We start from the raw sequence: 1,669 nt of genomic DNA on the forward strand, positions 1-1,669 counted from the left end.
CGCCATGCCCGCCATTGCCGCGCTGCCGAACACAGGCAACAAGGTCCTGGGGCCCACGAGCGCGCTGGCGCCGGGGGACCTCTTCGACCACGCCCGGGCCGCGGAGGCCGCCTTCATCGCCGCCGACTACATCACCTGCGTCACCGCCTGCACCGACGCCGTCCGGCGCGCGCTGGCGTTCGCGGGCGAGGGCTCCCTGGCCCAGCAGGCCTTCCTGCTCCGCGTGGACGGCTCGGACCTGCTGCGCCTGCAGGGCCTGTCCACGCTGCCGCAGCTGCGCGTGGACGACGCGGCCTTCGCGCTCTACGTCCTGATGCAGGTCTTCGTGCGGCTCAATGCCGTGGGGCTGCCGACCGCCGAGTGAGGATTGCCGGGGCACGGCCTTCCACGCCGTGCCCCAAGGCCCCGCTCAGCGCGGATACGCGAGCTGCAACAGCCCCATGCGGTGCAGCTTCGCCAGCGTCTTGAGCGTCTCCAGCTCGCGCGCGGGGCTGGCCAGCACCAGCGTGGACACGTCCCACGTCCCGCTGACGAGCCCGGCGATCTGCCGCTCCTCCGGCTTGAGCATCACCATCGCCTGCGGGGCCTGGATGAGCTGCGGCACCACCAGGGGCGGCAGGTCCGCGTAGAGCGCGGCCACGTGCTCGCGCTGCACCAGGCGCGCGAACTCGCGCACGCGCCGGTCCGCGGGGTCGCTGGCCAGCAGTGACGCGCACACGATGCCGGCCGCGTCGTACTGGCCCTCGCGCATCAGCACCGCGCCCTTCTCCAGCATCTCCGCCACCGGATCCGCCTCCACCTGCGGCGCGCCGTCCACCTCCACCAGCTTCGCGCGCAACAGCTCATGCACCCGGCGCGTCACCGACGAGCGCGACACGCCCATGGACAGCCGCAGCCGCCCCAGGTTCTGCGGCGTCGTCGTCAGCGCCAGGATGATCCGGTGCATCAGCGGCTGGCTGGGGCTGGGCGGCGCCAGCGCCTTCACGCTCAGCGCGTCGATGGGCAGCGCCTTGTCCACGTCCCCCTGCTCGTCCACCCAGCGCAGGGATTCGAAGAGCAGCTCGCGGATGCTCATGTCGGACGGCACCCAGTCCTCACCGGTGCGGTCCGCGTCCTCCGTCCAGTGGAACGTGCCCTGCCCCGCGATGGTCAGGTCCGTCATCGCCGCGAACAGCTCCTCACGGCCCAGGTCGCGCACCCATCTCGCCTGCACGCCGTGTGCGTCGAACGCCGCGTCCACGTCCGGTGTGCGCGCCAGCTCGTCGAAGGCCGCCAGCACGCGCGTGCCCGCCGCCAGCTTCGGCAGCGACAGCAGGCGGGCCACCCGGCCGCGCAGCCCTTCGCTCGCGGTGGCGCCCACCTGGCCGGACAGGAGGAACAACTTGCGCTCGCCCGCCTCCCACGACAGCTGCAACGTCCCCGTTTTGCGGGAGCTGTCCAGCCATTGAAGGAACTCGGGAAGCGGGTAGCTGAAGAGGTCGCCGTGGATGGCCATGCGTGTCGGATTCGAGGATACAGTCCCCAGCCGTGCGCGTCGCGGTCCTGTTCATCGATGGGGTGGGCATCGGACGGAAGGACCCGGCCGTGAACCCGCTGGCGGACCGCGACCACCTCCTGGCCTGGTTCCAGGACGCCCCCGCCCCGGCCCTGCCTCACGGCGGCGTGGGCC

Annotated in this window: 1 protein-coding gene and 2 pseudogenes; 2 read left to right on the forward strand and 1 reads right to left on the reverse strand. The window is 72.4% G+C overall.

Annotated elements, in window-relative coordinates; genetic code table 11:
• Positions 1-364, forward strand: a pseudogene (locus tag D7W81_RS41165) (GTP-binding protein); the annotation flags it as partial.
• 45 nt (positions 365-409) lie between these two features.
• Here D7W81_RS41165 and D7W81_RS41170 read toward each other — a convergent pair.
• Complete coding sequence (locus tag D7W81_RS41170) at positions 410-1,495, reverse strand: DUF4388 domain-containing protein (protein WP_120560741.1); 1,086 nt, start codon at positions 1,493-1,495, stop codon at positions 410-412.
• Between the two features lie 32 nt (positions 1,496-1,527).
• On the opposite strand from D7W81_RS41170, the pseudogene D7W81_RS43980 reads away from it, so the two are divergent.
• Positions 1,528-1,669 (forward strand): annotated as a pseudogene (locus tag D7W81_RS43980) (metalloenzyme); the annotation flags it as partial.

This window comes from Corallococcus aberystwythensis (assembly GCF_003612165.1).
In the GTDB taxonomy this organism is placed as follows: Bacteria; Myxococcota; Myxococcia; order Myxococcales; family Myxococcaceae; genus Corallococcus; species Corallococcus aberystwythensis.

Bases quoted from the DNA above. Each gene is read 5' to 3' on its own strand.
- D7W81_RS41170 (WP_120560741.1), bottom strand. From the start codon at position 1,495: ATGGCCATCCACGGCGACCTCTTCAGCTACCCGCTTCCCGAGTTCCTT.